At 68.7% G+C, this 24,834-nt stretch carries 20 protein-coding genes and 1 pseudogene; 8 read left to right on the plus strand and 13 right to left on the minus strand.

Annotated elements, in window-relative coordinates:
• Position 1: 1 nt before the first annotated feature.
• The 4 genes from QM720_RS11195 to QM720_RS11210 all read right to left on the minus strand — a co-directional run bounded on the left by QM720_RS11195 (position 2) and on the right by QM720_RS11210 (position 2,700).
• On the minus strand, positions 2-376 hold the full coding sequence (locus QM720_RS11195) for an RNA polymerase-binding protein RbpA (protein ID WP_415126539.1): 375 nt from the start codon (positions 374-376) through the stop codon (positions 2-4).
• Positions 377-500: 124 nt separating this feature from the next.
• On the minus strand, positions 501-1,271 hold the full coding sequence (locus QM720_RS11200; RefSeq protein ID WP_415126541.1) for a glycerophosphodiester phosphodiesterase family protein: 771 nt from the start codon (positions 1,269-1,271) through the stop codon (positions 501-503).
• A complete protein-coding gene (locus QM720_RS11205; RefSeq protein ID WP_415126543.1) occupies positions 1,268-2,212 on the minus strand; it encodes an SPFH domain-containing protein in 945 nt (314 codons plus the stop codon). The genes QM720_RS11200 and QM720_RS11205 overlap by 4 nt, the downstream gene beginning before the upstream one ends.
• Entirely contained in the window at positions 2,209-2,700 is a 492-nt protein-coding gene (locus QM720_RS11210) for an NfeD family protein (protein WP_415126545.1), read from the minus strand. The genes QM720_RS11205 and QM720_RS11210 overlap by 4 nt, the downstream gene beginning before the upstream one ends.
• A gap of 176 nt (positions 2,701-2,876) precedes the next feature.
• On the opposite strand from QM720_RS11210, the gene QM720_RS11215 reads away from it, so the two are divergent.
• The gene (locus QM720_RS11215) at positions 2,877-3,641 is read left to right on the plus strand and encodes an SDR family oxidoreductase (RefSeq protein WP_415126547.1); all 765 of its coding nucleotides are present in this window, start codon (positions 2,877-2,879) and stop codon (positions 3,639-3,641) included.
• Position 3,642: 1 nt separating this feature from the next.
• Entirely contained in the window at positions 3,643-5,661 is a 2,019-nt protein-coding gene (locus QM720_RS11220; protein WP_415126549.1) for a S9 family peptidase, read from the plus strand.
• A gap of 84 nt (positions 5,662-5,745) precedes the next feature.
• Here the strand turns inward: QM720_RS11220 and QM720_RS11225 are convergent, their stop codons facing one another.
• The 4 genes from QM720_RS11225 to QM720_RS11240 form a co-directional block, all read right to left on the minus strand.
• Positions 5,746-6,300 carry an HdeD family acid-resistance protein gene (locus QM720_RS11225; protein WP_415126551.1) on the minus strand — a complete coding sequence of 185 codons (555 nt, stop codon included), beginning with the start codon at positions 6,298-6,300 and terminating at the stop codon, positions 5,746-5,748.
• 131 nt (positions 6,301-6,431) lie between these two features.
• Complete coding sequence (locus QM720_RS11230) at positions 6,432-7,361, minus strand: AEC family transporter (protein ID WP_415126553.1); 930 nt, start codon at positions 7,359-7,361, stop codon at positions 6,432-6,434.
• Positions 7,362-7,466: 105 nt separating this feature from the next.
• Positions 7,467-7,904 carry a type II toxin-antitoxin system VapC family toxin gene (locus QM720_RS11235; protein WP_415126555.1) on the minus strand — a complete coding sequence of 146 codons (438 nt, stop codon included), beginning with the start codon at positions 7,902-7,904 and terminating at the stop codon, positions 7,467-7,469.
• Positions 7,904-8,152: an antitoxin gene (locus QM720_RS11240; RefSeq protein ID WP_415126557.1), complete on the minus strand. Its 249-nt coding sequence runs from the start codon at positions 8,150-8,152 to the stop codon at positions 7,904-7,906. Before QM720_RS11240 ends, QM720_RS11235 begins: the two co-directional genes overlap by 1 nt.
• An 87-nt stretch (positions 8,153-8,239) precedes the next feature.
• On the opposite strand from QM720_RS11240, the gene QM720_RS11245 reads away from it, so the two are divergent.
• The 3 genes from QM720_RS11245 to QM720_RS11255 all read left to right on the plus strand — a co-directional run bounded on the left by QM720_RS11245 (position 8,240) and on the right by QM720_RS11255 (position 10,942).
• Positions 8,240-8,725, plus strand: a complete 486-nt coding sequence (locus QM720_RS11245) for a DUF2087 domain-containing protein (RefSeq protein WP_415126559.1) — start codon at positions 8,240-8,242, stop codon at positions 8,723-8,725.
• Positions 8,726-8,734: 9 nt separating this feature from the next.
• Complete coding sequence (locus tag QM720_RS11250) at positions 8,735-9,475, plus strand: class I SAM-dependent methyltransferase (RefSeq protein WP_415126561.1); 741 nt, start codon at positions 8,735-8,737, stop codon at positions 9,473-9,475.
• A 216-nt stretch (positions 9,476-9,691) separates the two neighbouring features.
• Positions 9,692-10,942, plus strand: coding sequence for an MFS transporter (locus QM720_RS11255; protein ID WP_415127908.1), 1,251 nt, complete (start codon positions 9,692-9,694; stop codon positions 10,940-10,942).
• 12 nt (positions 10,943-10,954) lie between these two features.
• On the opposite strand, the gene QM720_RS11260 is transcribed toward QM720_RS11255, so the two are convergent.
• On the minus strand, positions 10,955-11,719 hold the full coding sequence (locus QM720_RS11260; protein WP_415126563.1) for an SGNH/GDSL hydrolase family protein: 765 nt from the start codon (positions 11,717-11,719) through the stop codon (positions 10,955-10,957).
• Between the two features lie 270 nt (positions 11,720-11,989).
• Between QM720_RS11260 and secA2 the strand changes: the two genes are divergently transcribed.
• The gene (gene secA2, locus QM720_RS11265) at positions 11,990-14,314 is read left to right on the plus strand and encodes an accessory Sec system translocase SecA2 (protein ID WP_415126565.1); all 2,325 of its coding nucleotides are present in this window, start codon (positions 11,990-11,992) and stop codon (positions 14,312-14,314) included.
• Between the two features lie 3 nt (positions 14,315-14,317).
• On the opposite strand, the pseudogene QM720_RS11270 reads toward secA2, so the two are convergent.
• Positions 14,318-15,992: pseudogene (locus tag QM720_RS11270) on the minus strand (DUF885 domain-containing protein).
• Positions 15,993-16,025: 33 nt separating this feature from the next.
• Positions 16,026-18,671: a DNA polymerase I gene (gene polA, locus QM720_RS11275; RefSeq protein ID WP_415126567.1), complete on the minus strand. Its 2,646-nt coding sequence runs from the start codon at positions 18,669-18,671 to the stop codon at positions 16,026-16,028.
• A gap of 66 nt (positions 18,672-18,737) precedes the next feature.
• Between polA and QM720_RS11280 the strand changes: the two genes are divergently transcribed.
• Positions 18,738-19,163, plus strand: coding sequence for a hotdog fold thioesterase (locus tag QM720_RS11280; RefSeq protein WP_415126569.1), 426 nt, complete (start codon positions 18,738-18,740; stop codon positions 19,161-19,163).
• 199 nt (positions 19,164-19,362) lie between these two features.
• On the opposite strand, the gene QM720_RS11285 is transcribed toward QM720_RS11280, so the two are convergent.
• A complete protein-coding gene (locus QM720_RS11285; RefSeq protein WP_415126571.1) occupies positions 19,363-20,670 on the minus strand; it encodes an ISL3 family transposase in 1,308 nt (435 codons plus the stop codon).
• Between the two features lie 255 nt (positions 20,671-20,925).
• On the opposite strand from QM720_RS11285, the gene QM720_RS11290 reads away from it, so the two are divergent.
• Positions 20,926-22,179, plus strand: a complete 1,254-nt coding sequence (locus QM720_RS11290; protein ID WP_415127910.1) for an ISL3 family transposase — start codon at positions 20,926-20,928, stop codon at positions 22,177-22,179.
• A gap of 138 nt (positions 22,180-22,317) precedes the next feature.
• Here QM720_RS11290 and QM720_RS11295 read toward each other — a convergent pair whose 3' ends face one another.
• A complete protein-coding gene (locus QM720_RS11295; protein WP_415126573.1) occupies positions 22,318-24,657 on the minus strand; it encodes an AAA family ATPase in 2,340 nt (779 codons plus the stop codon).
• Between the last annotated feature and the right edge of the window lie 177 nt (positions 24,658-24,834).

Consider the following 24,834-nt stretch of genomic DNA (forward strand, 5'->3'; position numbering starts at 1 on the left):
GTCAGGCGCTGAGACGCACCTCGTCGTCGGCGCCGCGGCGGGCGCGCAGGAGAGCGAGGCGCTCTTCGAGCAGCTCTTCGAGCTCGGGAACCGTGCGACGCTCCATCAGCATGTCCCAGTGGGTGCGGGGAGCCTTGTCGGCGGAATGGTCGACCTCGATCACGGTGTCGCCGACCCGGCGCACGGCCTCGGCGCCGCACGTGCGGCACTCCCAGGCCTCGGGCACCTCGGCGTCGGCGGCGAAGGTCAGGGTGGTTTCGCGTCCGCACTGCGTGCAGACGTAGGTGTGATTGGCGCGCTCGTGGAACACGACGCCTTCCTCGCTCTGTAGGCTGGAAGCGCCGAGTCGGATGCCGCGCAGGCTGCGGTCTGCCATTTTGTGGTCCTCTCGTCAGGTGTCAGGTATAACGCCCCCACCTGTGTGCATCATCCGAACCGACCGATTCCATCACGGTTTCACAGCGGATGCTCAGCCCTTCCGCGAGTCCGCGGCGCGGCCGTCAGCGGCGTTCGGCGACCGCCCGCAGCGCGAGATCGGTGCGGTCGGTGACGAGGCCGTCGACCCCGAGATCGAGCAGGCGCCCCATGGTGTACGCGTCGTTCACGGTCCACACGTGCACCTCGACGCCGTGGTCGTGCGCGAACTGCAGCAGCCGCGGGGTGAGGATGCGCAGCGCACCCTGCCGCTCCGGGATCTGCAGGGCGTCGAGGCCGCGCAGCGCCCGACGGGTCAGCGCGCCGGAGCGCGTCGTCACCGCCGCGAGCACCCGCGCGACCGTCGCCTGGCCGGCCGAGGTGGCGGGCCAGCCGCCGGCGGCGCGCGCGGCATCCATCGCCGCCGTGCGGCGCGCATCGGAGAAGCTCGTCAGCAGCACACGGTCGGCGTGCGGCGCCACGATGCGCCCCAGCGGCACCGCGGCAGCGGCGGCCTTGACGTCGAGGTTGAAACACAGCGCGGGGAAGGCCTCGAGCGCGTCCCTCGCCGTCGCGAGCCCGCCGCGATCGGCCATGATGCGCGCCAGCTCGGCGTGCGTCACCTCGGCGATCCTGCGCGGGTCGCCGGTCACACGGCGGAGGTCGACGTCGTGGAACAGCACGACGACGCCGTCGGCGGTGAGGTGACAGTCCGATTCCACGTGGCGCGCGCCCGCCGCGTGGGCGGCGGCGAAGGCGGCGAGCGTGTTCTCGACGATCCCCTCCGCGTCGCGGGGCACGAAACCGCGGTGCGCCAGCACCCGCGGCGCGGGTGCGGCGAACCAGGGGTGGGTCACGGGCGGGTGTCGCCGGGAGCGGGCGGGTGCGACCCGGCATCCGCCGCCTTGCCCGCGAAGGCACCGCCGAGACCCTTCATCGCCTCGGTGAACTCGCTGGGGATGATCCACAGCTTGCTCGACGCGCTCTCGCTGATCTTCGGGAGCGTCTGCAGGTACTGGTAGGCCAGCAGCTTGTCGTCGGGGCGCCCCGCGTGGATCGCGTCGAACACCGCCTGGATCGCCTGCGCCTCGCCCTCGGCGCGCAGGATCGCGGCCTGCTTCTCGCCCTCGGCGCGCAGGATGTCAGCCTGGCGGCGGCCCTCCGCCTCGAGGATCTGCGACTGCTTCGAGCCCTCCGCGGTGAGGATCGTCGCGCGCCGCTCGCGCTCGGCCCGCATCTGCTTCTCCATCGAGTCCTGGATGGAGTGCGGCGGGTCGATCGCCTTCAGCTCGACGCGCGACACGCGCAGACCCCACTTGCCGGTGGCCTCGTCGAGCACGACGCGCAGCTGACCGTTGATCTCGTCGCGGCTCGTGAGCGCTTCTTCCAGGTTGAGACCGCCGACGACATTGCGCAGCGTCGTCGTGGTGAGCTGCTCGACCGCCCCGAGATAGTTCGCGATCTCGTACGTCGCGGCGCGCGCGTCGGTCACCTGGAAGTAGACGACCGTGTCGATCGAGACGACGAGATTGTCTTCCGTGATCACGGGCTGCGGCGGGAAGGAGACGACCTGCTCGCGCATGTCGACGAGCGGGCGCAGGCGGTCGATGAACGGCACGAGGACGTTCAGGCCGGGGGAGAGGGTGCGCTGGTAGCGGCCCAGCCGCTCCACGATGCCCGCATACGCCTGCGGGATGATCCGGATCGAGCGGAAGATGACGACGATCACGAAGATCGCGACGACGACCAGCAGCACGATGATGAAGATCTGCCCGATGAACCTGCCGATGTCGATCATGATTCCGTGCCCCTCTCGGTGGGGTTCTCTGGTGAGGTCTGCGCGACGACGACGGTGGCGCCGCGGACGGCGGTGACGGTGACACGCGTGCCGATCGCGGGCGCGACGGAGCCGTCGGCGATCTCCGCGGTCCACTGCTCGCCGTTGTCCAGGCGCACCGACCCCCGGCCGTCGACGAACGCCGCGACGACGCGGGCGCCCATGCCGTAGAGGGCATCGACGTTCGTGGGGTGCAGCCCGCTCGACCGGTGCAGCAGCCGCAGCAGCAGCGGGCGGATCGTGAACAGCAGCAGGGCCGCGATGACCGCGGCGGCGAGGATCTGCAGCCACCAGACGCCGCCGAGCAGGTTCACGCCGAGGCCGCCGATGAGCGTGCCGGCGGCGAGCATGAGGAAGGTGAACTCGAGCGTCAGCAGCTCGATGATGACGAAGATCACCGCCAGCGAGAGCCAGGCGATCCACATGTACTCGGTGAGATCCGGCAGCATCCTCGCTCCCTTCCTCGTTCCGCCCGTCCCGGGCTGGTTTCCCTGCTCGAACCCTAACATTGCGCGTGCGCCGTGCCGCCGACTTCGGCGTCGCGGCGCGATTGGTAGTGTCGGAACCGTCCCGGCATCGCCGGGACGAGGCCGCCTGGCCACCCCGTCGCATCGCAGGAGCACGCATGTCGCAGCCCATCCCCGCCGGCACCCTCGCCGGCAAGACCGCACTCGTCACCGGTTCGTCGCGCGGCATCGGCGCCGACACCGTGCGGTACTTCGCGCAGGCCGGCGCGAATGTCGTCATCAACTTCCGCAACAAGGCGCCGCGCGCCGAGAAGCTCGCCGCCGAGGTGCGGGGGCTCGGCGTCGAGGCGCTCGTCGTGGGTGCCGACCTCACCGACCCGGCCTCGGTGCAGGCGATGTTCGACGACGTGCGCGAGAAGTTCGGCTCGCTCGACATCCTCGTCCTCAACGCCTCCGGCGGCATGGAGGGCGGCATGGCCGAGGACTACGCCCTGAAGCTCAACCGCGACGCGCAGGTGAATGTGCTGGAGAGCGCCCTGCCGCTGCTGGGGGAGGGGTCGCGCGTCGTGTTCGTGACGAGCCACCAGGCGCACTTCATCCGCACGACGCCGACGATGGACGCCTACGAGGGCGTCGCGCTGTCCAAGCGCGCCGGCGAGGATGCGCTGCGCGAGCTCATCCCCGGGCTCGCCGAGCGGGGCATCGGCTTCACGGTCGTCTCGGGCGACATGATCGAGGGTACGATCACCGCGACGCTGCTGGAGCGTGTGAACCCCGGCGCGATCGCGTCGCGCCGCGAAGAGGCAGGCAAGCTGTACAACGTCGCGGAGTTCGCCGCCGAGGTCGCACAGGCCGCCGTCGACCCCGTGCCCGCCGACAACACGCGGCTCGTCGGCGACGTGAGCTCGTTCCGCGGGCAGTGACATGCGCGCCACCGACATCGAGCACCTGATCGCGGTCGGACGGCCCACGATCGCCCCCGACGGTTCGTTCGCCGTCTTCGCCACCTCGCGGCCCGATCTCGCGGCAGGCCGCAACGTCGGCCAGCTGTGGCGGGTCGAGCTGCCGGGCGGTGCCCGGCGACGCCTGACGCGCGGCGTCGCCGACGCGCAGCCGCGGGTGTCGCCGGAGGGGTCGCGGGTGGCGTTCGTCCGGGCGGATGCCGACGGCACACCGCAGGTGTTCGTCGTGCCCGCCACCGGCGGCGAGCCGGTGCAGGCGACCGATGCCCGCGGCGGCGTCGGTGGGTTCGCCTGGTCGCCGGACGGGGCGCGCCTGGGCTTCACGGCGCGCGTGCCGGCGCAGGGGCGCTACGGCACGATCGAGGGTCTGGATGCCGCGGCCGAGGCGCCGCGGCGGATCACCGGCATCCGCTGGCACGCCAACGGACTCGGGTACATCGGCGACCGGCCCTCGCACCTCTTCGTGATCGATGCGCCCGACGTCGATGCCGAGCCCCTCTACGCGCCGGCCGCCGCCGTGCGGCCCGAGGGGGAGCCGGCGCCGAAGCCGGTGCGGGTCGCCGCGACGGCGGCCCAGCTCACCGACGGCGGCGTGTCGCACTTCGGCGTCGCGTTCTCCGCCGACGGGTCGGAGATCCTGTCGATCGCCGACGAGATCGAGGACGGTCCGCGCGATCTGCGCACGCCGCTGCTCGCGGTGGCGGTCGACGGTTCCGGATCGCGGGAGGTGCTCGGGCGTGCCGCCGGGCTGTCGATCGACGAGGTCGCGGTGGCCGGCGACGGCGCGATCGCGCTGCTGGCGTTCGCGGTCGGGTCGTCGGATGCCGGCGGGGCGCACGTCGATTTCGTCGCGCCGGGCGTCGGGTTGTGGGTCATCGAGAGCGACGGCGACGCCCGGCCGCTCACCGACCCCGAGACGATCGACCTCGGCGAGGTCGGCTCGCACATCACCCCGATCGGCGACGACTTCCTGGTGCAGCATCGCACGCGCGGGCGCGTGGACCTGTTGCGGGTCGGCCGCGACGGCACCGTGCGACCCGTGTTCGCGGGCGACGTCGAGGTCGGAGGGCACGCGGTCAGCGTTCGCGCCGACAGCCCGTCGGGGGAGCGGGTGGTCGTCTCGCTCGCCGGTCGCGACACCTTCGGCGAACTCGCGGTCGTCGGTGAGGGGTCGGTCACCGACTTCGGCGCCGGCCTGCGTGGCAGCGGGATCGTCGTCCCGCAGGAGCGGGAAATAGCCGGTCGCGATGGATATCCGATCCACGGCTGGGTGGCCGTGCCGGAGGGGGAGGGGCCGTTCCCGGTCATCCTGCAGATCCACGGCGGACCATATGCCTCGTACGGCATACATGTCTTCGACGAGACGCAGGTGCTCGTCGACGCCGGCTACGCGGTCGTGTACAGCAACCCGCGGGGGAGTGCCGGCTACGGCCGTGCGCACGGGCGCAGCATCCAGCGCCGGATGGGAACGGTCGACTTCGACGACGTCATCGACTTCTTCGACGGGGTCGTCGCGGATGATGCGCGGCTGGACGGGTCGCGCGTCGGCATCATGGGCGGCTCGTACGGCGGATACCTCACGGCGTGGATCATCGCGCACGACCACCGCTTCGCCGGGGCGATCGTCGAGCGCGGATTCCTCGACCCGGTCAGCTTCCAGGGCACGAGCGACATCGGCTCGTTCTTCGGCGACGAGTACGTCGGCCTCGACCCGCAGCAGATCGCCACGCAGAGCCCGATGGCGGTGGTCGGCGACGTGACGACGCCGACGCTCGTGATCCACTCCGAACTCGACTTCCGCTGCCCGCTCGAGCAGGCCACCAGGTATTACACGGCGCTGAAGCGCCAGGGGACGCCGGCGGAACTGCTCGTGTTCCCGGGGGAGGACCACGAACTCACCCGCTCGGGGCGTCCGCGTCACCGCATCGAACGGTTCGAGGCCGTGCTGGACTGGTGGAACCGCCACCTGCCGGTGGGGTAGGAGGGGGAGCGGCATCCTCGCCTCGGAACCTCGAAGCGCCCCGGCCGTAGGGACCGGGGCGCTTCGTGTGTGCACGCGCGAATGTCAGCCCTTGCCGAAAGTGAAGGCGCGGATGACGTTCACCAGCCCCATCGCGATCAGCATGATGCCCAGAAGCCACCAGAGTACGACGGCTCCCCACAGTGGCGAGAGGAGAAGGTAGCCTCCGGCAATGATCGAGATGATCGCGAAGATGACGGTCCACACCTTCGAACCGCTGTCGCCGATCGTCGACAGCGATACGACCCCTTCGATGATCCATGAGATTCCCACGAGAATCGCGACGAACATGGCCAGTAGAAGCTTTGTGGCCGTGAGGTTTGCAAACGCGACGATGCCGCTGATGACGAAGAGGAGTCCGAGGACGATGTGGCCGATGCGAGCCCATCCGCCCTTCGTCTTCGAGAAGATGCCGAGGCCCGCGTACACGAGGCCGGTCGCGATGATGTAGATCGCGATGATCCCCGTGACGACCGCGGCGGTCTGGCCGGGCCACGCGAGGACAAGGACGCCCGCAATGAGCGTCAATAGCCCCGCAAGTCCGAGCGCGATACGAATGCCGTTGACGCTCGATTTCTCGAACGAGGTTTCCGTGGTCATGACTTGCCCTTTCTGAATATCCCCTGTGTGGGATGCAGTTTCAGATTATGCCCGCAGTGATGCGGAGCGTGGACGACGTGCGCAGACGCCGTCATGATCCTCACTTGTGGGGACCGGGTCGAGCACACCGGTCATCCCAGCAGGACGGTGATCGCGACCAGTACGGGCACACATCCCACGGTTGTGAGCAATACCGTGTCCCGTGCGACGGTCTCGCCGATGTCGAACCGCTGCGCGTAGTTGAAGACGTTCTGGGCCGTCGGCAGCGCCGCGAGCACCGTGACGATGAGTGTTTCGTGCGCGGGCAGATGGAACACGAACGCCGCCACGACCCAGGCGACGACGGGCATGAGGAACAGTTTGAGGCCGGTCGCCAGCAGCACGTCGCGGCGGCGGCCGGCGCTGCCCAGCACCCGCTGGCCGTGCAGGGAGATGCCGTAGCTGATGAGCAGCACCGGTACGCACGCGTTCGCGATGAGCTGCGCCGGGTCGAGGACGATCGGCGGGAGCTTCACGCCGGAGACCGACACCGCGACGCCCAGCACCGACCCGACCACGACGGGATTGGTCACCGTGCGACGCAGGATCGGCCCGAGCCGGCGCTGGCCCGGCCTGTGCGCGGTGACGGCCTCGAAGATCGCCATCGAGATCGGCGTGAACACGAGCAACTGCATGAGGATGACCGGCGCCGGATAGGCGGCGCTGCCGAGCAGATACAGCGACAGTGGGATGCCGATGTTGTTCGAGTTCACCTGACCAGCCGACAGCGTGCCGATCAGCGTCTCGCCGACGTCGCGCCGCCAGGCGAAGCGGGCGATGAGCGCGTACACGACGAACACGGCGGCGGCCGCGATCGCCGAGACCGGCAGCAGCGCCGAGAAGAGCGTGTGGACATCCGCCTGCGCGAGCACGACGAACAGCAGGAACGGCGACAGCACGAAGAACGTGAGCCGGCTGAGCACGTGGCGCGCATGCGGCCCGAGCAGATCGATGCGCCCGAGGACGTATCCCACCGCGATGGCGACGCCGACCACGACGAACCCGGTGAGCGTCTCCAGCATCCTTCGATGCTACGGTCCGTGCGGGCGCTGCCTCTTCTTCGGTTCGCTGATAATACACATTATGTCAGTTTAGATTCGGATGCCGCTTCCCCCGACTCCGCCCATCTACCTCAGGAGTTGAGCCGGCGTGTGCGAGCGCAAACCGGAGAACCGCGTGAAGTCGCTGTCATAGCTGACCACGCTCGCTCGATGTTCGAGCGCAAGGGCCGCCAGGTGCGCGCCGTTCACCAGATTGCCGCCGAGCCCGAGTTCGGCCAGAAGCGACGAGAGGATGCCGAGGTGGCGCTCCCCCGGGTGCACGACACGTCCACCGGGCGCACAGACCCAGTCGTCCAACTGGGAGAACGCTTCGCCGGGCGACAGCGGATGAGCGAAGATGTCGCCGCGAGTCGACAGCCGCGCGAAGGCGAGCATGGCCACCCACGCGAATCCCACCGTGTCCTCCCCCGACAGTGCCCGGTCGAGCCACTCCCTCGAGGCGTCGTGCTGGGGCGCGTCTTCGTTGACGGCATACAGCAGGACGTTCGCGTCGACGACTCTCACTACGTGCCCACCTGCAGGCGGCGCACCAGCTCTTCGTCTTCGAGCGCACCCGCGATCGTCAGCGCACGGTCGAGGTCCATCCTCGGCGCTCCCATCGCGCGCGTGCGCGTGACACTCCCCCGCGGCTTCGCCGTGACTCCACCTCTGATCGCGTCATTGAGCGCGCGCTTGAACGACACTCCGCGTTCGGCCATGAGGCGTCGGACGAGCGCTTCCGTATCCGGGTCCAGAGTCACGGTCGTTCGCATTTTGACAGCATAGCATCACCAAATTTGATGCTTTGATATCACTGTTCGGCGATGCAGTCGCGGGCCGACCGCCGCTAGCGTGGGTGCGTGGAGACGACGGAACCGGAGCGGTGGCGCGGCGTCGTCGCAGCGCTGCTGAACGACGACGTCCGTGCCGTCCTCGCCGAGACGGCGGCCCCGCCCACCGCGCGCCGACGCGAGCGCGCGCTGGAGCGGCTGCAAGAGCTCGGAGTCGTCCGGCGCGAGCACGACGCCGTCGTCTTCGACCCGGCGGTCGTGCGGGGGCTGCTGGCCACCGGTCCCCAGCCGACCGGGCCGGAGCGTTTCCTCGATCGCGACGGCCGCATCGACCGGTATCCGTCTGGCGCCGGCGACCGTCGCACGCTGCTCGCGTGGATCGCAGCCCGTGCGTTCGCGCCCGACGACGTGCTCACCGAAGCCGAGGTCGGCGAGCGGCTCGAGCGCTACGCTCCCGGCGGCGACGTCGCCGTGCTGCGCCGCTACCTCGTCGACCACGGACTGCTGGAGCGCACCCGCTCGGGCTCGCAGTACGCGCCCGCGCCACGCGCGTAGCATGAGCGCATGACGACGCCTCCTCGTCCCGCGGGCAGCTACGGCAACGACGCACCGTGGGTGCCGTGGCTGTGGATCGCGCTCGCCGTCGCCTACGTCGCGCTTGCCGTGTGCGGCGCGCTCTGGTGGGAAACCCCCGTCGTCATCACGGTCATCGTCGTCATCCTCGCGGCCCTGTTCGCCGCGTGCGGCGCGCTGTTCTGGTATGCCACGCTGCGCGGAAAATTTCTCGTGTGGGACGAGCTCCTCGCGAACCTCGACCCGTCGCCGCGACGCGTCCTCGATCTGGGATGCGGGCGAGGCGCCGTCTCGATCATGATCGCGCACCGGTTTCCCTACGCCCGGGTGGAAGGCATCGACCTGTGGCGCAGCATCGATCAGTCGGGCAACTCCCCCGAGGCGGCGGCATCCAACGCGCGGGAGAACGGCGTCGCCGACCGCGTGCACGTCACGACCGGGGATATGACGCAGTTGCCGTTCGCTGACGAGCAGTTCGACCTCGTCACGGCGAGCCTGTCGATCCACAACATCCCCTCCGCCGCGGGCCGACGCACGGCTCTGCACGAAGCCTGGCGCGTCCTCTCCCCCGGCGGCCGACTGCTCATCGTCGACATCGGCAAGGTGCGCGAGTATCCCGCCGTGCTGCGCGATCTCAGCGGCGGCGCACCCGAGGTGCGCGGCGTCGGCTGGCGGATGTGGTGGAGCGGCCCGTGGATGGCGACCCGCATCGTCACCCTACAGAAGCGCTAACTCCCCGCCGCCGCGCACACACCGGCGGCGAGAAACCACATCGCGCCCGAGAAACCACATCTGCAGTGGTTTCTCACGCAGGATGTGGTTTCTCACGCGGGCGGGCGGCGGCGGCGCGGCGGGCGGGCGGCGGCGGGGTAGCGTGGACGGGTGACTTATGACCGCCGCGCCGCCTGGCGGGCGTGGTTCATCTGGGGCGTCGGCGTCGCGGCGTACATGCTCGCCGTGATCAACCGCAGCTCGCTGTCGGCGGTCGGTGTCGATGCGGCCGATCGTTTCGGGGCGGATGCCGCGACCCTGTCGATGTTCGCGGTCGTACAGCTCGCCGTGTACGGCGGCATGCAGATCCCGGTCGGGCTGCTCCTCGACCGCTACGGCGCGCGCCCGATCATGACGATCGGCATGCTCCTGATGGCGGTCGGCCAGTTGACGCTCGCCTTCTCCCCCAGCGTCGGCGTCGCGATCTTCGCGCGGATGCTGCTCGGCGCGGGCGACGCCGCCATCTTCCCCGGCGTGCTGCGCCTGATCGCGACCTGGTTCCCCGCGCAGCGCGGGCCGCTCATGAGCCAGCTCACCGGACTCGTCGGGCAATCCGGGCAGCTGCTCGCCCTCGCTCCCCTCGCGGCGATCCTGCACGCGACCAGCTGGGAGACCGTGTTCGGCGGCATCGCCGGGCTGTGCGTGCTGTTCGCCGTGCTCGTGTTCGCCCTCATCCGCAACCACCCGCCCGAACGCGGTGCCGACATCTCGGTCGACACGAACACCGGCGCGATCCGGGTCGTGCGGTCGTCGATGGACACCGGCGTCGGCATCCGTGCGGCGTGGGCGCACCCGGGCACGCGGCTCGCGTTCTGGTCGCACTTCACGACGCCGTTCGCCGGCACCGCGTTCGTGCTGCTGTGGGGCATGCCCTTCCTCACGGCCGGCGAGGGACTCTCGAAGGGGCATGCCGCCGCCGTGCTGTCGACCTACGTCGTCGTCGGCATGGTGCTCGGCCCCGTCATGGGCGAGCTGTCGCGCCGCAACCCCTATCGGCGTTCCCGCGTGCTCGTGCTGCCGGCGATCGCGACGCAGTTCGTCGCGTGGATGGCGGTGATCGCCTGGCCGGGGCCGGCCCCGCTGTGGCTGCTGTATGCGCTGGCCGTGGCGCTCGCGATGGGCGGACCGGCATCCATGATCGCGTTCGACCATGCCCGCGCGCACAACCCCGCCCACCGGCTGAGCACCGCGACCGGCATCACGAACGTCGGCGGATTCCTCGCCGCCCTCATCGCCATCTTCGCGATCGGGCTCGCCCTCGACCTGCAGGGCGCGGGCACGCCCGCCACCTACGACCTCGACGCGTTCCGCCTCGCGTTCCTCACGCAGGTGCCGCTGTGGGTGCTGGGGTGGACGTTCATCGTGATCGAACGGCGCCGCACCCGCGTCGTCATGGGTATCGACGAGCCGCGCAGGCCGCGCAGCTGACGACGGATGCCGTCACGCCCGCGGCGCGACCTCGATCCACCCGCCGCCGAACTTCGGCTCCCGGCCGTCGCCCGATGACGTTCCGGTCAGGCGCCGCTTGACCCACGGTCCGAGATGCTCGCGTGCATAGTCGCGCCTGCCGAGCACGTCGCGCTCGGGGAGTTCCGGCAGCGACCACCAGCCGTCGGGCACCCGCTCACCCAGCGCCTCGAGCACGCGCGCCGCGACCCGGTGGTGGCCGCGGTTGTTCATGTGCAGGCGATCTTCCGACCAGAACGACGGGGCGGACAACGCGGCATCCGGCCAGTTCAGTGCGCGGACGACGTCGGTGCGCTCCCCCATCCGATCCATGACCGCCTCCGACATGAGGTCGCCGCGGCGCTGGATGAGCCGGCCCAGCGGCAGCTGCGCCGACGGATTCGCACCCGACAGCAGCACGAGCCGCACCCCCGCTTCGTCGCAGCGGCGCAGCACCTGGCTGAACGCGTCGGCGATATGCGCGATCGACGTCCGCGGGCGCAGCATGTCGTTGCCGCCGCCGTTGAACGACAGATGCGTCGGATGCAGTGCCAGCGCGGGTTCCAGTTGCTGGCGGACGATCGGCCACACGAGCTTGCCGCGGATCGCCAGGTTCGCGTACTCGATGCTCTCGCCGCGCGAATCGGCCCACCCCTGCGCGACGAGGTCGGCCCAGCCGCGGACGGTGCCGTCCGGCAGCTCGTCGCCGACACCCTCGGTGAAGGAGTCGCCGATGGCGACGAAGCGAACGGATGCCACCCGTTCAGCCTACGGCCGCCGCAGGGCGGCGCCGTCGCTCACACGCATCCGTGCCCACCACTCTCGTCGTCGAATCAGCCCGATATGCACGACCCTGCCGCTTGCAGACCGTTCGCAACCGGCAGGCTCGACAACAAGAGGCTGGCTCGGCGGGTGACGGCGGTGACGGCGGTGACGGCGGCCGGGGGCCGGAGGGGGCGTAGGTCGAGAGCGTCCCGGACGGTTCGGGAAATGGTGCGGCGGCGGTCGCCGCGACCATAGACTGCCGGGATGGGGTGGCTGTCGCGAGCGATCGGCACCCCGGGCAGCGCGTCGTTGGCTCGACTGGAGCCCGTCGTACGGGAGGCGGCCGAGCACGAGGCATGGGCCCACGCCCTCGGCGACGAGGCTCTCGCCGCGGCCGCCCGCGCGCATGCGTTCGTCGGCCCGGCCGACCGCCGCGGGGCGCCGCAGGCGCACCTGCTGGCCGTGCTGCGGGTCGCCGCCGAACGCGCGCTCGGCCAGCGACCGTTCGACGAGCAGCTGCTCGCCGCGTGCGCGCTGCTGACCGGCCATGCCGTCGAGCTCGACACCGGCGAGGGCAAGACCCTGGTCGGAGCCCTCGCGGCCGCCGCCTTCGCGGTCAGGCCCGGGACGGCGGGCTCCGGCATCCATGTCGTGTCGGTCAACGACTACCTCGCCCGGCGCGACGCGGAGTGGATGGCGCCGCTGTTCGAGGTGCTCGATCTCACGACGGGCTGGATCGGCCAGGACACCGACGCCACCACGCGGCGCGAGGTCTACCGCCGCGACGTCGTCTACGCCCCGGTGAGCGAGATCGGATACGACGTGCTGCGCGACCGCTTCGCGACGACGGATGCCGGCCGGGTGCGCCCGCGGCTCGGCGTCGCGATCGTCGACGAGGCCGACGCCGTCATGATCGACGAGGCGATGTCGCCGCTGGTCCTGGCGGGTTCCGCCCCGGACGCGCCGGAAGACTTCGCCCTCGCCGACGCGCTCGTCCGCGACCTCGACGGCGGTCGCGACTTCGCCGTCGACGCCGACCGCGCCACCGTCACCCTCACCGACGCGGGGCTCGACCGGCTGGAACGCCGTCTGGGCGGGATCAACCTCTACGACACCGCCCACACCGCGACGCTCACGCGCATCAACCTCGCGCTGCACGCGCACGTGCTGATCGCGCGTGACGTCGACTACCTCGTCGACGACGGCGCGATCCGGCTCATCAACACCGCCCGGGGACGCGTCGCGCAGCAGCAGCGCTGGCCCGACGGGCTGCACGCGGCGATCGAGGCGAAGGAGCGGGTGCAGGTCTCCTCCCCCGGCGTCATCCTCGACACCCTCACCGTGCAGGATCTGCTGCGCGAATACGGCACTCTCGTCGGGATGAGCGGCACCGTCGTCGCGGTCGCCGAAGACCTGGCCGAGTTCTACGACCTGCGCTCCGGCCGCGTCGAGCGGCGGCGACCGAACCGGCGCGTCGATCATCCGCAGCGGGTCGTCCTCGACGAGGCGAGCCGCACGGATGCCGCCGTCGCGGAAGTCCGCTCCCGGCACGAGAACGGCCAGCCCGTGCTGGTCGGTACGCAGAGCGTCGCCGAGTCGGAGCGCTTCGCCGCCGTGCTGGGCGTCGCCGGCGTCGAGACGCGCGTGCTCAACGCCCGCAACGACGCGCAGGAGGCGGCCGTGATCGCCCGGGCGGGTGAGTTCGGCGCCGTGACCATCTCGACGCAGATGTCGGGGCGCGGCACCGACATTCGCCTCGGCGGCCAGGACGAGCACGACCATGCCCGGGTCGCCGGCATCGGCGGGCTCGCCGTGGTGCAGGTGGGGCGCTACCCGTCCGGACGGCTCGACGCGCAACTGCGCGGACGCGCGGGCCGGCAGGGCGACCCCGGCGAGTCCGTCACGCTCGTCAGTGCGGCCGACGAGCTCGTGCAGGCCAACGCGCCCGAGTTCCTGGTGGACAAGCTCCGTCGCCGCGGCGCCCGGCTCGACCAGAAGGAGCTGGGGAAGATCGTCGACAAGGCGCAGGCCATCGCCGAGGGCGTGCGCCGCGACCGTCACCGCGCCACGTGGGATTTCAACCGGGCCATCGCCCGGCAACGGCACACCGTGCTGGTCGAGCGCGAAGAGGTGATGTCCGGGGAACGGATGCCGGTGGCAGAGCGGGCCGCGGGTCCGCTTGCGGAGCTAACCGCGGCATCCGCCCCCGACGTCGTCGGCGCGCTGACCCGGGACGTGACGCTCTGGTGCCTCGACGAGCACTGGTGCGATCATCTGGCGTACCTGAGCGAGGTGCGCGACGGCATCCATCTGCGGGCGCTCGCCGGCGTGAACCCGCGCGACGAGTTCCACCGCCTCGCGCTGCGCGCGTTCGCGGGGTTCTTCGACGAGGCCTACGACCGTGCCGCCGGGATCATCGCGGGCGTGACGGCCGACCAGCTCGGTCAGGACATCGCGGCGCTCGGCCTGCGCCGCCCGTCGGCGACGTGGACGTACATGGTCAGCGACAATCCGCTGGGCAGCCCCTTGGATCGCGCCGCGCGCTCCCTGGGACGGTGGTGGCGTTCACGCGTGCTCGCCATAGAGTGAGCGCTACTGCGCGAGCGCCATCCGCAGGGTATCCAGCCCCACCCCACCCAGGCGCAGCGCACGCATGTGGAAGCGCTTGACGTCGAAGCCGGCGCCCTCGCGGGCGGCGGCCTCGTCGCGGATCTGCTCCCAGATGCGCTGGCCCACCTTGTACGACGGCGCCTGCCCCGGCCAGCCGAGGTAGCGGTTGACCTCGAAGCGCACGAACTCCTCGGGCATGTTGACGTTGCGCAGCATGAACGCCAGCGCATAGTCGGCATCCCACGTGCCGTCGCCGTCGAGACGCGGCTTGCCCAGGTGCACGCCGATGTCGAGCACGACGCGGGCGGCGCGCATGCGCTGCCCGTCGAGCATGCCGAGGCGGTCGGCCGGGTCGTCGAGGTACCCGAGTTGTTCCATGAGCCGCTCGGCGTACAGCGCCCAACCCTCGGCGTGGCCGCTGGAGCCGGCCAGCAGCCGCCGCCACGAGTTCAGCTCGGCGCGGTTGTACACCGCCTGCGCGATCTGCAGATGGTGCCCCGGCACGCCCTCGTGGTACACCGTGGTCAGCTCTCGCCACGTGTCGAACGAGTCGACGCCCTCCGGCACCGACCACCACATGCGGCCGGGGCGCGAGAAGTCGTCGGTCGGGCCGGTGTAGTAGATGCCGCCCTCGTTCGTCGGCGCGATCATGCACTCCAGCCGGCGGATCGGCTCGGGGATGTCGAAGTGCGTCGTGCCCAGCTCTGCGACGGCGCGGTCGCTGGTGGCCTGCATCCACTCCTGCAGGCCTGGTGCCGTGGAGCTTGCGCGCCTGGTCGTTCTCGAGGAACGCCACGGCCTCTTCGACGGTCGCCCCGGGGAGGATCTCGTTCGCGATCGCCTCCTGCTCGGCGACCATGCGGGCAAGCTCCTCGCGCCCCCACTCGTATGTCTCGTCGAGGTCGATCTCGGCCCCGAGGAAGCGTCGGGAGTGCAACGCGTAGAGCTCGCGACCGACCGCGTCGACCTCGGATGCCGCCGGAGCGAGCTCGTCCCGCAAGAAGCCCGCGAGCCCGTCGTAGGCGGCGCGGGCCGCGTCGGCGCCGGCCGACAGGTCGCGCACGAGGGATGCCGGCAGAGCGCCGGCGCCGGCCGGAGCGGCGTCGCCCACGAAGGTCGCGAAGAACCCGTCGGCACCGGTGTAGCGGGCGATCTGCTCGACGACCTCGGTGACCTGGCGCCGCGCCGGGACGACCCCGGTGCGGATGCCCTCGCGCAGGGTCTGCACGTAGCCGGCGATCGCGGTGGGCACGGCGCCCAGGCGTGTCGCGATCACCGACCAGTCGTCCTCGGTGTCGGTGGGCATGAGGTCGAAGGCGTTGCGCAGCTCTTGCGCCGGCGAGGCGATGACGTTGAGGTCGCGCAGGTGCGCCCCGGCGTCGTGCAGCGCGAGGGACAGCTCGAGATCGCCCGCGAGGTCGGCCTTCGTGACGACGTCGACGTCGTCGACCGGCTCGGCGGCGCGCAGCGCGGCGAGCGTCTCCTTCTGGGCTGCCAGGCCCGCCGCGGTGCCTGCGGGCGACAGGTCGTCGAGGCGTCCGTTGTGCTCGAAGCGTCCGATGTAGGTGGCAAGCCCCGGTGAGAGCTCGGCTGCGGTGTCGACCCAGGCCTCGGCGACCTCGTCGATCGGCGTGGGGGTGCGCTGGAGGTTCGTCATCCCTCGAGCCTAAACCCGGGGCCGCGCGGGGTGTCAGTGCGCCGCGACGTCCCAGTTCGCGCCACGCCCGATCTGCACGTCGAGCGGCACCGACAGCTCGGCGGCGTCGGCCATGCGGCCCCGCACGATGCGCGCGGCGTCCTCCCACTCCCCCGGCGCCACCTCGACGACGAGTTCGTCGTGGATCTGCAGCAGCACCCGCGACGCAAGCCCCTCCGACCGGAACTCGTCGTGGATGCGGAACAACGCGATCTTCATGATGTCGGCCGCGCTGCCCTGGATCGGGGCGTTCAGCGCCGCCCGCTCGGCGTTCTCGCGCAGCACGCGGTTGGGGCTGGCGAGGTCGGGGAACGGACGTCGTCGCCCGAAGATCGTCTCGGTGAACCCGTCGATGCGGGCCTGCTGCACCGAGGCGCGCAGATAGTCGCGCACGGCGCCGAAACGCGCGAAATACTCCGTCATGAGCTGCTTCGCCTCGGCCTGTTCGATGCGCAGCTGCTTGGACAGTCCGAACGCGCTCAGGCCGTAGACGAGCCCGTAGGACATCGCCTTGACCTTCGTGCGCATGAACGGCGTCACGTCGGCCGGATCGACGCCGAAGACGCGGGCGCCGACGAACCGGTGCAGATCCTCGCCGGAGTTGAAGGCCTCGATCAGTCCCGCATCGCCGGAGAGGTGCGCCATGATGCGCATCTCGATCTGCGAGTAATCGGCCGTCAGCAGTGTCTCGTAGCCGGTGCCGACCTCGAACGCCGCGCGGATGCGGCGCGACTCCTCGGTGCGGATCGGGATGTTCTGCAGATTGGGGTCGGTGCTCGACAGGCGCCCGGTCTGGCTGCCGGTCTGCACGTACGTCGTGTGCACGCGGCCGCTCGCGTCGATCGCCGCATCCAGCGACTCGATGATCTGGCGCAGCTTCGTCGCCTCGCGATGCTGCAGCAGCAGATCGAGGAAGGGATGCGGGTTCGACTCCTGCAGGTCGGCGAGGACGGCGGCATCCGTCGAATATCCGGTCTTCGTCTTGCGCGTCTTCGGCAGTTCGAGCTGGTCGAACAGCACCTCCTGCAACTGCTTGGGCGAGCCGAGGTTCACCTCACGGCCGATCTCGGCGTACGCCAGCTGCGCGACGCCCTCGGCGCGCGCGGCGAGCTCGGCCGAGAAGCCCGACAGCTTCTCGTGCGACACGGCGACGCCGGCCAGTTCCATGTCGGCGAGCGTGTCGAGCGTCGGCAGTTCGATGTTGCTGAGGACCGCCGCGACGGATGCCGGCACCTCCGGCCGCATGGCCTCGGTCACCCGCAGGGTGTACCACGACAGCTGACCGGGGGTCGCGCCCTCGGTCTCGGGGACGAGCTGGGTGGGGTCGGCCTCGGGGAGCTTCTCGTCGAGGTAGCGGTCGACGAGGTCGGCGAGCCCCTTGTCGGGAAAGCTCGGACGCAGCAGCCAGCCCGCGAGGACCGGGTCGAAGACGAGTCCGCCCAGCCGCACTCCGGCGCGTCGCAGGGCCTTGACCTGAGGCTTCGCATCGGCGAACACCTTCGGGGTGTCGGATTCGAGCCAGGCGCGCAGCGCGTCGGTCACGGCGTCGCCCCAGCTCGCCTCGGCGGCGAAGTCCCCCGTCGCGAGGCCGAGCCGCGCGGGCAGGCCGCCCTCGGTCGTCAGGGTGAGGGCGACCTCGGCGTCGGCCGGCAGCGCCGCGATCCAGCCGGCCAGCGCCGCGCCGTCGAGCTCGACCGGCGTGGGTGCGGCGACGGCGGGGGCGGAGGCGGCGGCCACCTCGTCGGGGTCGCCGCCGATCGCGTCGAACACGCGCGGCAGCAGCGTGCGGAACTCCAGCCGCGCGAAGATGTCGCGCACCGCCTGCGCGTCGAGCGCCTGCACCGCGAGGTCGGCCGGGGCGACCCCGAGATCGACGTCGCGCAGCAGGGCGTTCAGCGAGCGATTGCGCCGCACGTCGTCGAGGTGTTCCCGCAGGTTGCCGCCCACGACGCCGGTGACCTTGTCGGCGTTCTCCAGCAGGGCGTCGAGACTCCCCCACTGCGTGAGCCACTTGACGGCGGTCTTCTCCCCCACCTTCGGCACGCCGGGCAGGTTGTCGCTCGTCTCGCCGACGAGGGCCGCGATGTCGGGGTAGTTCGCCGGCGGCAGCCCGTACTTCTCCACGACGGCATCCGGCGTGTAGCGCTTGAGCTGCGACACGCCCTGCACGCTCGGATACAGCAGCGTGACGTCGTCGGTGACCAGCTGGATGGTGTCGCGGTCGCCCGAGCACACCAGCACGTCGTAGCCCTGCGCGGCGCCCTGCGTCGCCAGGGTGGCGAGGATGTCGTCGGCCTCGATGCCCTCGTGCGTCAGCACGGTGACGTTCATCGCGGCCAGGCACTCCTGCAGCAGCGGGATCTGCCCCGTGAACTCGGCCGGCGACTCGGAGCGGTTCGCCTTGTACTCGGCGTACCGATCCGTGCGGAACGAGTGCCGCGACGTGTCGAACGCGACGGCCAGGTGCGTCGGCTTCTCGGCCTTGACGAGGTTGACGAACATCGACAGGAACCCGTAGATGCCGTTGGTGTGCTGCCCGTCCTTCGTCGTGAAGTTGTCGACCGGAAGAGCGAAGAACGCGCGGTAGGCCAGCGAATGGCCGTCCACGACGAGAAGGGTAGGCTTTGCGGAGTCCGTCACCCTGCCAGCCTAGACGTGGGCACGGACGCCCGACCTACCCCGACCCGCAGCATCCGAAGGTGGACGATGAGCGCCGACTACTCCCCCGCAGACGTCGATGGCCTGGCCTGGGTGCGCGAGCGCGGCATGGGCGCCCTCGCCGCGAAGATGGGCATGGAGTTCGTCGAGTTCACGGTCGAACGATCGGTCGCCACGATGCCCGTCGAGGGCAACACGCAGCCGGTCGGCCTGCTGCACGGCGGCGCCTACGTCGTGCTGGGCGAATCGCTCGGCTCGATGGCGGCGAACCTGTGGGCCGGGCCCGATCGCCTGGCGGTCGGCATCGACATCAACGCCACGCACACCCGTTCGGCGACATCGGGGATCGTCACGGGCGTGTGCACGCCCATCCACCTCGGCCGCAGCCTGACGGTTCACGAGATCGCGATCAGCGACGACCAGGGCCGCCGCTGCTCGACCGTGCGGATCACCAACATGATCCGCGACCTGTAGTCGCGGTCGAGACCCCGCTTCTGCGTCGAGACCCGCGTCTGCGGCGGCGGTCTCGATCCAGAGCCTGGGTCTCTAAAAACCCCTGATCACGATTAGTTTCGAGACCATACGAATAGCAACGGTTCCCTGGTGTTGTCTAGGGAATTGGCGGCTCTTCGGACATTCGGTGGGGGTGAGGCTGGCTGGGTGATGGGGCTCTTCACGATCGAGGGTGTAGGTGTGGTCTGAATCCGCCGGTTTCGAGCAGACTTCTCGCGATGTAGTGAGTGAGGTTTCGGAAGCCCAGGGCGGTGCCGCGGAGGTGCTCGAGCCGGCCGTTGATCGCCTCGGTCGGGCCGTTGCTCGTTCCCGGCCGGTCGAAGTATCCCAGCACGTCAGCGGCGCGCTGCTTGAGTGTCCGGGCGAGCTTGTGGACCTCGGCGAGCTCGGCCGGGACGCCGGTGCTGATCCGGTCGATCGTGTGCTGGAGGAAGAACTTGCCCAGGGCGCGGTCCTTCTCCCGGTAGGCGGTGATCATGTCCTGATAGACGCCCCACGTCGCTTGTACCTCGATGTGTCGTTCGTCGTCGAACAGTGTGGTCAGCCTGCTCTGTTGTTTCTCGGTGAGCAGGCCGGCGCCGGTGAGCAAGGTGCGGCGTGCCTGGTAGAGCGGGTCGCCCTTCATCCCGCGGCGGCCGAACACGTCATGCTGAACACGGCGCCGGCAGTTCTCCAGCGCGTCGCCAGCGAGTCGGATCACATGGAACGGGTCCATGACCGGGATCGCGTCGGGCAGTTCCTCGGCGGCGGCGGTCTTGAACCCGGTGAACCCGTCCATCGCGACGACCTCGACCCCGTCCTGCCACGCCTTCGGCCGCCCGGCGAGCCATTGCTTGAACACGGCTTTCGAGCGGCCCGGGGCCATGTCCAGCAGCCTCGACGGCCCCGTCTTCTCGCGCACTGGGGTGAGGCCGATGATCACGGTCACGAACTTGTCTCCGAGCCTCGTGTGACGCCAGACGTGCTCATCGACACCGATCGTGGTGACACCGTCGAACCGGCCGGGATCATCGATCAGACGGCGTCTGCCCTCCGCGAGGATCGCCGTGTTCGCCGCCGACCACGACACCCCGAGGCCTGCTGCGACACGGGAAACCGACAGGTGGTCGAGCACGAGACCAGCAAGGCCCCACGCCAGCCCGCCGCGGGAGATCTTCGCCCGCCGCGGCGCCGCCTTCGTCGTGTCCTGACGCCACACTCGCCCGCACCCGGTGCACTTGTAGCGGCGGACGCGGATCAGCAGCGTCGTGGGCCGGTGCCCGAACGGCTCATGCGCCAGCTGCCTGACCACGGTGTCACGCGGCGTCCCCTCGCACCCGCACTTCGGGCACCACGGGTCCGGCTCGATAGGCCGGCACTCCAACACCGCCCGCTCCGCGTCGAGGTGTTGTCCGATGGCTTCGAGGCCGAGCTCGTCGAGACGGCAGAACGTGGTCAAGCAGGGCGCGCTGAAAGTAGGGTGGGGCACGTCGAGGTCTTCCGGATGGGGAGTGTGAGAACTTCCATCCTCAGGGAGACCTCGACCCCTATCCAGCCAACGACGCGCTCACCCAGCTACACCCTCGATCGTGAAGAGCCGGTGATGGTTGGCGGGTAGGGGTCGAGGCCCCCGAGGATCAGAAGCGCTAACTCTCTGACTCCGATCGAGGACCTCGATGTGCTTCACCCTACTTCGGGGTGCGCTGACGCGCGCTCTGCCTTCTGCCCGTGTTCCCGCTGCGATCTGCTGCTTGGCCTGGATGGCGTGCATGTGGAGCACGTTGACCGCCGCGACGGGTTGCTGGTCGTGACGGTCTCGAGCCCGTCGACGCGGACCGGGTGCCCAGGGTGCGGGGTTCTCGCTGTCGGTCGGGGCCGTCGCCGCCGCGTGCTGCACGATGTCCCGGGCGCGACGCGGGTGCGGATCGTGTGGCGGCAACGGGTCTGGCGGTGCGGGGACGAGGGCTGCCCGCGGAAAACGTTCGTCGAGCAGATCCCGACACTCGTCGCAGCGCGCGGGTCGATCACCAGGCGCGCCGTCTCCTGGGCGATCGGGCAACTACGTCGTGAGCACGCGACCGTTCACGGCCTGGCCCGTCAGCTCGGGACGTCGTGGAAGACGGTCTGGCGGGCCATCGAACCCGAGCTCGTGAAGCTGGCGGCCGACGAGTCCCGGTTCGAGGGCGTCACGACCCTCGGTGTCGACGAGCACATCTGGCATCACGTCGACCCCCGCAAGAGAGGACCGAAGGAGCTGACCGGGATGGTCGACCTGAGCCGCGACAGCACCGGAAAGACGCGGGCGAGGTTGCTGGATCTGGTGCCGGGCCGGTCCGGGAAAGCCTACGCGTCCTGGCTCGACCAGCGCGGCGACGCGTTTCGCCGCAACGTGGAAGTAGCGGCGTTGGATCCGTTCGCCGGTTACAAGACCGCGATCGACGACAAGCTGCAAGACGCTACCGCCGTGCTCGACGCGTTCCACGTCGTGAAACTCGGCACCGCCGCCGTCGACGAGGTCCGCCGAAGGGTGCAGCAGGACACCCTCGGCCACCGCGGCCGCAAGGGCGACCCGCTGTTCGGGATCCAGACCATCCTCCGCGCCGGGCAGGAGAACCTCACCGAACGGCAACGCGCCCGACTGGACGCGGCGATCGCCGCCGACGAAGCTCACGTCGAAGTGCACGTCGCCTGGCAGGCCGCGCAAGAACTCCGCTCCGCCTACCACGCCAAGGACCTCGCCGAGGGCCGGCGCATCGCGCAGAAGGTCGTCGACTCGTTCCACACCTGCCCGATCCCCGAGATCGCACGTCTGGGCCGGACGCTACGCCGTTGGCGGGACGCGTTCCTGGCCTACTTCGCCACGCATCGGGCGAACAACGGCGGCACCGAAGCGATCAACGGAATCATCGAGCTCCACCGGCGCCTCGCGAGAGGATTCCGCAACCACGAGAACTACCGCCTACGCATGCTCATCGCCGCCGGCGGACTCACCCCATGACCCCCACCGAATGTCCGAAGAGCCGAATTGGCGCTACGCCACTTCCGAGTGTACCCGGTTATTTCTGACTCGTCACGGTTGATTGGCATGGGTTTCCCGTGGCTCACATCGCTTGGGCCGACGCACGTTCCTCCGTGCCTACACCACCTGCTGCGCGGCCAAATTTTGAAGGATCGCGACCGGGTCGAGATCCACCGACTTGCACATCGCTTCGAAATGGGGGCCGTCTGCAGCATGGATGAACTTCAACGTAGCGGCTAGTTCCGCCTCAATCGAAGGAAAGTCGAGCGCTGACGAAGGCCGGGGTTCTTCTCGATGGGATTGACTATGGAGGAACTTGACGACGCGCTCCTTCAACGCTCCATCAATAGACGCATTCGCTGCGACCGCGTTGACCTTCTCTTGGAAATTGATTTTGTCCGGGGCTCGGAAGGAGAGGAAACCCTCAAGAAGTCGCCGAGCCGCATTTCCGACCAACGGTAGATACTCTTGCGAAGTTCCCACAGATGTTTCTGCCACGTGAAAGAACAAGAAGTGGTATTCACTAGGGTGTTGCACCAGGCTTCGAGGAAGTTCTCGCACCTCTCCATGTCGCGAGTTCGCAGCCTGCGAGACTGCACGAACCTCCAAGAATGAGACTTCAGGCATTTGCTTCTCGGCCGCGTCGTTCATGCGAATGCGTTTTTGAGAGCTCCCCCAACGGTTCTTTAAGTCGATGAGGTTCAACCTGAAGTATTCGTAGTCATGGGTAAGAAATATAGTTTGAATGAACTGTTCTGTACGCTCGCGGGCGAATGCGAATGCAGCAAATAGTGACTCTTTGTCGAGGCTCGTCACTGGGTCGTCAATCACCACGATGGCCTGCTCGGGATCGACGCCTTCTTCCTCAAGCGAGCGCAAGAAGTAGGTAAAGGCAATAGCGTTTCGCTCGCCTTCGCTCAGATGAGTAGCCACGCTCCCGGAGCGCGTCACAACATAGCCAGTTCCGTCCGGCGTGACCGAGACCCTCAAGTGTGCATGACCGAAATGTTCTCGAAGATCCACGTCGATAAGGTTCGCCATCTGCCCGACGTCTTGCAGTTCCTGTTGAGCCGCAAGCCGTTTTGCATCCACTTCAACAGTTCGCTGTTGAAGCGTCGACAGCGCCCTTTGGGCTAGCTCCAGGCGTCGTGCAGCAAATCGGTATTCGGCACCCTTCTGAGCGCCGAAATGCAGCTCAACGGATGCACGCGCCCGTTTTATACGTGCGGCTTGCGACCCGCAAGCCGCATTATTCTCAGACAGAACTTGATTGAGCCCAGCAACATCCACTACAGCGAATGACTCTGTGAGGAGGTCTGCATCCGGCCTCACACGAAGAGGATCGGCTTGCCGTCTCTGAATGGCGGCAATCGCTTTACCAATCTCAACCTGGAGAGCCTCGACGTCCTTCCTCACATCAGCCATCGCATCCTTAGCGCGCTCCTGGAAGTCCGGCAGAAACTCGCTTTCACTGGGGATACTCTGGAGCCAAGAATCTAAAGCATCACGCTGACGCTCAAAGTATGCGATTGCTTTTCCAAGTCGTTCTCGTAGAGAGTCGAGAGCCGCACTGAAATGCTGTCGGTATGCCGCGAGAACATCGGAGTTGACAGTACCGTTCTGGCAGAACTCGCAAAGATCACCTTCGCTATGAAATGCCAATCCATCTTCGACCCAAGTCGAGAGATCAGCATTCTCGGTTAACCGAGATAAAGGCACTGATTCCACGGGCGCACTGAGGAGTTCATCGTTGACCGTCAGATGCAGGTTCGCTGCTATTTGTTCGGGCGCAGGAGGTAGGTCGACCTGACCCAACAGAGCGGCTGTTGCCGCGTTCAACTCTGAAGCGAGTTCCTCTTTCGATAGGACAGCTGCGTTCTGGTCATCGAGCAGTTTTCTCACCTGAGTGACTTGGAACCTGGTCGGATTGTAGTACGCTGCGTCCGCTGGCGCGAGAACTGAGATGATCTCAGCTTTGGTTTCTTTCTCAAGCGTCTCGCGATCACGTTCAATACGCTTCACAGCTTCACGAATAGAGATTTCTCGTGCTTCAAGCACAGCCAAATATGCCTGATGCTCTTTCAGTTCGGCTTCGGCCTTAATGTTGTCAATGCCGAGCTGCACAATCGGTGATGCGTGACCATCGCCGCTAAGGAAAAGCCGCAAAGACTCCTGAACGTAAAAGCGGTTGTAGACAAACAGCCGAAACGGTGCGCTACCGGGCTCAAGGCGTATCCTCGAAGAAGAACCATTCGCAATGATTCGGGCTTGAAGAGTGGCACTGTCCGCGCGTCCGGAACCCTCAGCGAGCCTGAGAGCTTCTGACAGACTCGTCTTTCCCGTGCCGTTTCGGCCGTAGATCACCGTTCGCTTACCTAGCCTGCAGGGCGAAGCTCCGTCGAATGGAGTCTTGCTTAGGCCGCGAAAGGCCACGTCGCTGGTGAAGCTCTGGAGCATAGTCATTTCTCCGTCTGGTGACGTGACACCGCAGATGAACCCGAGGCGCGCGCTTGGATACTTCCGTGCATGGCCACAACGCAGACACCAGAATTCTGGCCGTCAAAGACAGCGCATGAGTCACGTCCGACCGCATACCCAGCCACATCAACGAAGGCACCAGTCATCAACATGACA

It is taken from the genome of Microbacterium sp. (genome assembly GCF_047602155.1).
GTDB lineage: Bacteria > Actinomycetota > Actinomycetes > Actinomycetales > Microbacteriaceae > Microbacterium.